This window comes from Streptomyces atriruber (genome assembly GCF_001418325.1).
GTDB classification, from domain to species: domain Bacteria; phylum Actinomycetota; class Actinomycetes; order Streptomycetales; family Streptomycetaceae; genus Streptomyces; species Streptomyces atriruber.
The window spans coordinates 21141-27229 of the sequence record NZ_LIPN01000242.1 but is presented as its reverse complement, the minus strand read 5'-3'; the positions used below and the strand labels follow the sequence as shown (position 1 = coordinate 27229).

Genomic DNA, 6089 nt, shown 5'->3' with positions numbered 1-6089 from the left:
TTCCTGCGGCCGCACGCGCCGTGGCCGGACCGCGCGGCCACGCCCGCGCCCGCCCCCGACCTGCCGCCGCAGCCGACATGGGCACCCGGCACGACAGGAGCACCGCCCCAGCACGACGTCGCCCGGGCCGTCGAGGACGTCAAGCGGCTCCTCGGCGAGGGCCGCATCACGCAGGCCGTGGACATCCTCGGCGCGATCCTCCCGGCCGCCGCCGCCAAGCACGGCGAGCACTCGCCGGTCGTCCGCACCCTGCGCAAGCAGTACGCCGCCACGCTCATGGACGACGGCCAGTACCGCCGCGCCCTGCCCGAGCTGCGGCGCCTGGCCGACGAGCGCGCCGCCGAGTCCGGTCAGGCGGACCCGCACTCGCTCCAGTTCCGGTACGAGGCGGCGCAGTGCCTGGAGCAGCTCGGCGAACCGGCGGCCGCGCTCGCCGAGTACCGCTCGCTGCTCCCCTATTACGAGAACCACTACGCGACGGACGACCGCCGTCAGTCCCTGGAGATCCGCCGCCGCATCGGCCATCTGCTCCTCGCCCTCGGCGACCGGACCGCCGCCCACGACACACTGGCGCGGCTGCTGCACGACGCGGAGCTGCTGCACGGGCCGGGGCACCCGTTCCCCGCGGAGGTCCGCCGCACGCTGCAGTGGCTCGGACAAGTGCGCGGCTGACGCCCGTACGGCGGGGGAAAGGGTGCCCCAACTCCCGGGAAATCGTTGGGCGAATAGGTGTCGAATGGCTGGCCGAGAAGACGGCCACTGCCTAACATCGATCACCGCAAGACTTTGTGCACCGCCGCACAATCTCCAACGGGAGGCTCACTTGCACCGCCGTCGTCGCACAGCGCTCATCCTCTCCGCGGCCGCGATCGCCGCGGCCCCCCTGCTGACCGCCTGCGGCAGCGAGGCGCACCCAGGCGCCGCGGCCGTCGTCGGCGGCGACCGCATCACGGTCGCGCAGTTGGAGGGCCGGGTGAACGAGGTGCGGGACGCGCAGCGGTCGGCCATCCCCGACGACGCGCAGTACTCGCAGGCCATCGCCAAGTCCGGCGGCCTCACCCGCAGCACGCTGCACACGATGGTCCTGGACAAGGTCCTGCACCGCGCGGCCTCCGATGCCGGGGTGAGCGTCACGCGCCGCGACATCCAGACCATGCGGTCCGGCCTGGAGCAGCAGGCGGGCGGCAAGAAGGCCCTGGAGCAGGGCTGGCTGCAGCAGTACAACGTCGCCCCGGCCCGCCTGGAGGACAGCCTGCGCACGGAGATCGAGGCGCAGAAGCTGTCGGCGAAGCTCGACGCGGACATGAACTCGCCGCAGGGCCAGGCGGTCTTCTGGAAGGCCCTGTCGGCCGCGTCGAAGAAGCTCGACATCGACCTGAACCCGCGGTACGGCACGTGGGACGTCGACAAGAACAAGCGCGCGGACGCCAAGACGCCGTGGGTGCGCCAGGTCACCGAGGCCGGGGCCGGGTCCGGGGCGGCGGAACAGCCCGCGTAGCGGGGCCGGAAGGGCGCCGCGGGGCCGGGCGCTGTCAGTGGGCTGGGTTACGTTCGACGGGTGAACCAGACCGAGACCCCGCCCCCGGCCGACTCCGCCGACGAGCACGTCGGCCGCGTCATCCTGCTGACCACCAGCCACCGGGTCGCGCCCGGCCTCCTGTCCTGGCCCGCCTGGCAGGCGCTGCACGACGCCGACGAGGTGCTGTGCGCCGACGCCACGCATCCACAGCTCCCGTATCTGCGGGAGGCGGGCGTCCGGGTCGAGCAGGCCGCCCCCACCGCACGGGAAGTGGTCGACGCCTGCGCGGGCGGCCGCACGGTCCTGGTCGTCGCCACCGCCGAGGGCGACCGCCCGCTCACCGACGGCCTGGCCCGGCTCGCGGGCTCGGGCCGCGTCGCCATGCCGGACCTGGAGCTCCTCCCCGCTTCGTACGACCTGCCGGGCGCGCGCCTGCTCGACCTGGTCCAGGTGATGGACCAGATCCGCGAGGAATGCCCCTGGTCGTCGCAGCAGACCCACAAGGGCCTGGCGAAGTACGCGATCGAGGAGGCGTACGAACTGGTCGAGGCGATCGAGGAGGGCGAGCAGGAGGAGCTGCGCGAGGAGCTCGGCGACGTGCTGCTCCAGGTCGTCTTCCACGCGAGGATCGCGGAGGAGGCCTCCGGCGAGAGCGGTGGCGAGGCGTTCTCCATCGACGACGTCGCGGGAGGCATCGTCGAGAAGCTGATCCACCGCCACCCGCACGTGTTCGGCGACGACTCGGCGCAGACCCCCGAGGACGTCCGGGAGCACTGGCTCCGCACGAAGGCGGAGGAGAAGCGGCGCACATCGGTCACGGAGGGCATCCCCCTGGGCCAGCCCGCCCTCGCCCTGGCGGCAAAGCTCTCCTCCCGCGCCCGCACGGCGGGCCTCCCGGTCCCGCCCCCGAAGGGAGAGGGCATCGGCTACGAACTCCTCACCCTGGCCCTGCGTGCCGAGGCGGACGGCGTGGACCCGGAGGCAGCGCTGAGGTCGGCGTCCCGCGCATACCGCGACGCGATCCTCGTGGCGGAGGGCACGGGGGAGTAGGGCCCGCTAGCGTCCCCCCAGCGGCTCCAGCGGCTCCAGCGGCTCCAGCGGCTCCAGCGGCTCCAGCGGTTCCAGGGGCTCCAGGGGCTCCAGCGGTTCCAGCGGTTCCAGCGGCTCCAGGGGTCCCAGCGGCCCCAGGGGCGCGGGGCTGTGTCGTTTTGCGGCTGTGCCGCGTGCGCGCGACCAGCCACGAGGCACCCGCACCCGGCACCGCACAGACGCCCCGCCCACCCCCCGCCGGATACCGTCGACCCATGCACGACCAGCAGCCGCCCCCGCCCAAGGCCCAGGGGCCAGAACTCTTCACGTGGGAGTTCGCCTCCGACCCCTACCCCGCGTACGCCTGGCTCCGCGAGAACGACCCCGTGCGCAAGCAGCGGCTGCCCAGCGGAGTCGAGGCATGGCTGGTCACCCGGTACGCCGACGCCAAGCAGGCCCTCGCCGACCAGCGGCTCAGCAAGAACCCGGCCCATCACGACGAGCCCGCGCACGCGAAGAGCAAGACCGGGATCCCGGGCGAGCGCAGCGCCAACCTCATGACGCATCTGCTCAACATCGACCCGCCGGACCACACCCGCCTGCGCCGCCTCGTCTCCAAGGCCTTCACGCCCCGCCGCGTCGCCGCATTCGCGCCCCGGGTGCAGGAGCTGACGGACCAGCTCATCGATGGTTTCGTGGCGGAGGGCAGCGCCGACCTCATCCACGAGTTCGCCTTCCCCCTCCCCATCTACGCCATCTGCGACCTGCTCGGCGTCCCCCGGGAGGACCAGGACGACTTCCGCGACTGGGCGGGCATGATGATCCGGCACGGGGGAGGCCCGAGGGGCGGCGTGGCCCGGTCGGTGAAGAAGATGCGCGGCTATCTCGCCGAGCTGATCCACCGCAAACGCCTGGAGCCGGGCGACGACCTCATCTCCGGCCTCATCAAGGCCTCCGACCACGGCGAGCACCTCACGGAGAACGAGGCCGCCGCCATGGCCTTCATCCTGCTCTTCGCCGGGTTCGAGACCACGGTCAACCTGATCGGCAACGGGCTGTACGCGCTCCTCACCCACCCCGAGCAGCGCGCGCGGCTGCAGCGGGCGCTGGCGGAGGGCGACACCGGGCTCCTGGAGACCGGTGTCGAGGAGCTGCTCCGCTACGACGGGCCCGTCGAGCTCGCCACCTGGCGGTTCGCGACGGAGGCGCTCCGCATCGGCGGGCAGGACATCGCCGCCGGCGACCCCGTCCTCGTCGTGCTCGCCGCCGCCGACCGCGACCCCGCCCGGTTCGAGGAGCCCGACACCCTCGACCTCTCCCGGCGCGACAACCAGCACCTCGGATACGGGCACGGAATCCACTACTGCCTGGGTGCTCCGCTCGCCCGTCTGGAGGGTCAGACGGCCCTCGCGACGCTGCTGCGGCGCCTTCCCGACCTGCAACTCGCGGCGGAACCGGATGATTTGCGGTGGCGTGGCGGCCTGATCATGCGGGGACTGCGCACGCTGCCCGTGAAGTTCACGACCGCACAGACAACGGTGTCCGACTGACGCCCCGTCACGACTGTGATGTTCACGTGATCTCCGCTGCATCGACTTGTGACAAGCGTTCGACTGCGACTACGTTCACGACGACTTGAGCGCCCCGGGCGCCCAAGTCGTCGCTGCAGTCTCGTGAAAGGCACCCGCATGCTCTCCGGCTCTGGTCGTCACCGACGCCCCCGCCAGGCCCCGGCCATCATCGTCGCGGCAGGAGTCACCGGATCAGCCATCGCCATCCCACTGCTCGGCGCCACGAGCGCGAGCGCCGCGGACACCACGACGTGGGAGAAGCTCGCCGAGTGCGAGAGCGGCGGCGCGTGGAGCGCCAACCCCGGCAGCGGCTACTACGGAGGGCTCCAGCTCTCCCAGGAGAACTGGGAGGCGTACGGCGGCCTGGACTACGCGCCGAGCGCCGACCAGGCGAGCCGTTCGCAGCAGATCGCCGTCGCGGAGGAGATCCTCGACGACCAGGGCACCGCTGCCTGGCCGAGCTGCGCCCCGATCGCAGGCCTCACGCAGGACGGCGCCGCGGCCGACGTGGACCCGGGAGCTCCGGTCACGCCGGAGCCGTCCGACTCGTCCGGCTCGACGGACTCCGGCGACGCCAAGGGCGACAAGGATTCCGGCAAGGACTCCGACAAGGCCGACGAGGGCAAGGACAAGGACGAGAAGGCCGACGAGCCCTCGGACTCCGCCGACCCGTCCGAGGACCCGGAGAAGCCCTCCGACGACGCGAGCGACGCGTCCGGTTCCGACGACGACGCCCGAGACAAGAATCACGACGAGTCCGACGAAAAGGGCGACAAGGGCGGCAAGGGCGAAGCCGACGGCAAGGACGACTCCGGCAAGTCGGGCGACGAGGAGGCCACTTCGCCCACGCCCGAGAAGTCGACCGATCCCGCCGACGAGGCGGACGGCTCCGGTGACACCTCCGGCCGCCACCGCGGCGACCGCGCGGACGAGAGCGAGGGTGCGGACGGCCGCTCCGGACGGCACGCCTCGCGCGGCGAGGACCGCTCCGGCGGGATCGCCGACGGGGCGTACACGGTGCGCTCCGGGGACAGCCTCTCGGTCATCGCGGACGACCTCGGCGTCGACGGCGGATGGCACGAGCTCTACAGCGAGAACAAGAAGACCGTCGGGGACGACCCGGACCTCATCCTCCCCGGTCAGAGCCTCGATCTGGGCGAAAAGTAACGGAAGTTGACGAAGAGTCGGGCGGGGGCTTCGCGCCGTATGTCCGGTTTGGCGCGAGTGAGAGATGGGTCTCAGAAGCCCTGATCGTCTTTGAAATTCCGGCGATCGCGTGTCTACGGTCGTCACCGCTCGCCACTGGTGGGCCCCGCCGGTCGGTACGCCGAATCCTGCCAACGGCCGGACGGGAACAGTCGTCGCTTCGAGCGCCGTCGGCAGGAGCGGGGGACCCAAGGTTTGCGCCGGGCCCGCCCGTTGAGCGGCCACCAGCCGAGAGGCAGGGAGGCCGGGAGACGGACGGAAACGGCTAGGGGTGAAGCCGCGCTCAAGGAGCGCGGCCGGGCAACCACATCGGCCCGAACCCGACAGCTCACCTCGCAGGCGTCGGTGAGGGGATCAACTCATGCTGCTTTCCGGCAAGGGCAAGCACCGTCGCCCGTCCAAGGCCACCCGTGTCGCCACGCTCGTCGGCGTGACCGGTGCGGCCGTCGCCGCCCCGCTGATGGCGGCCGGTTCGGCCAACGCCGCCACCACGTCCGAGTGGGACGCCGTCGCCCAGTGCGAGTCCGGCGGCAACTGGTCCATCAACACCGGTAACGGCTACTACGGCGGCGTGCAGTTCTCCGCCTCCACGTGGGCCTCGTACGGCGGCACGAAGTACGCGCCGACCGCCGACAAGGCCTCCAAGGCCCAGCAGATCGAGATAGCCGAGAAGGTCCTCGCGGGCCAGGGCAAGGGTGCCTGGCCGAGCTGTGGCGTCGGCCTCTCGGGCGCCTCGCCCAGCAGCGGCGGCTCGCAGGAGCAGG

5 protein-coding genes, 2 pseudogenes and 1 riboswitch are annotated in these 6089 nt (G+C 72.1%); of the genes and pseudogenes, 6 read left to right on the top strand and 1 reads right to left on the bottom strand.

Translation table 11 applies throughout. From position 1 onward, the window contains the following. From AOK03_RS24365 to AOK03_RS24355, 3 genes and pseudogenes are all read left to right on the top strand, one after another. Positions 1–672 (top strand): annotated as a pseudogene (locus AOK03_RS24365) (tetratricopeptide repeat protein); the annotation flags it as partial. Between the two features lie 151 nt (positions 673–823). After that, entirely contained in the window at positions 824–1498 is a 675-nt protein-coding gene (locus tag AOK03_RS24360) for a SurA N-terminal domain-containing protein (protein ID WP_055567474.1), read from the top strand. A 60-nt stretch (positions 1499–1558) separates the two neighbouring features. After that, complete coding sequence (locus AOK03_RS24355; protein ID WP_055567473.1) at positions 1559–2569, top strand: nucleoside triphosphate pyrophosphohydrolase; 1011 nt, start codon at positions 1559–1561, stop codon at positions 2567–2569. A gap of 6 nt (positions 2570–2575) precedes the next feature. Here AOK03_RS24355 and AOK03_RS42735 read toward each other — a convergent pair whose 3' ends face one another. Next, complete coding sequence (locus AOK03_RS42735) at positions 2576–2773, bottom strand: hypothetical protein (RefSeq protein WP_157869065.1); 198 nt, start codon at positions 2771–2773, stop codon at positions 2576–2578. A 50-nt stretch (positions 2774–2823) separates the two neighbouring features. Here AOK03_RS42735 and AOK03_RS24350 point away from each other — a divergent pair, with 50 nt between their 5' ends. The 3 genes and pseudogenes from AOK03_RS24350 to AOK03_RS45235 all read left to right on the top strand — a co-directional run. Beyond that, positions 2824–4098: a cytochrome P450 family protein gene (locus AOK03_RS24350; RefSeq protein WP_055567472.1), complete on the top strand. Its 1275-nt coding sequence runs from the start codon at positions 2824–2826 to the stop codon at positions 4096–4098. A 138-nt stretch (positions 4099–4236) separates the two neighbouring features. Then, positions 4237–5286, top strand: coding sequence for a transglycosylase family protein (locus AOK03_RS24345; protein WP_055567471.1), 1050 nt, complete (start codon positions 4237–4239; stop codon positions 5284–5286). Between the two features lie 194 nt (positions 5287–5480). Beyond that, positions 5481–5682: riboswitch (cyclic di-AMP (ydaO/yuaA leader) on the top strand. Positions 5683–5686: 4 nt separating this feature from the next. Next, positions 5687–6089, top strand: a pseudogene (locus tag AOK03_RS45235) (transglycosylase family protein); the annotation flags it as partial.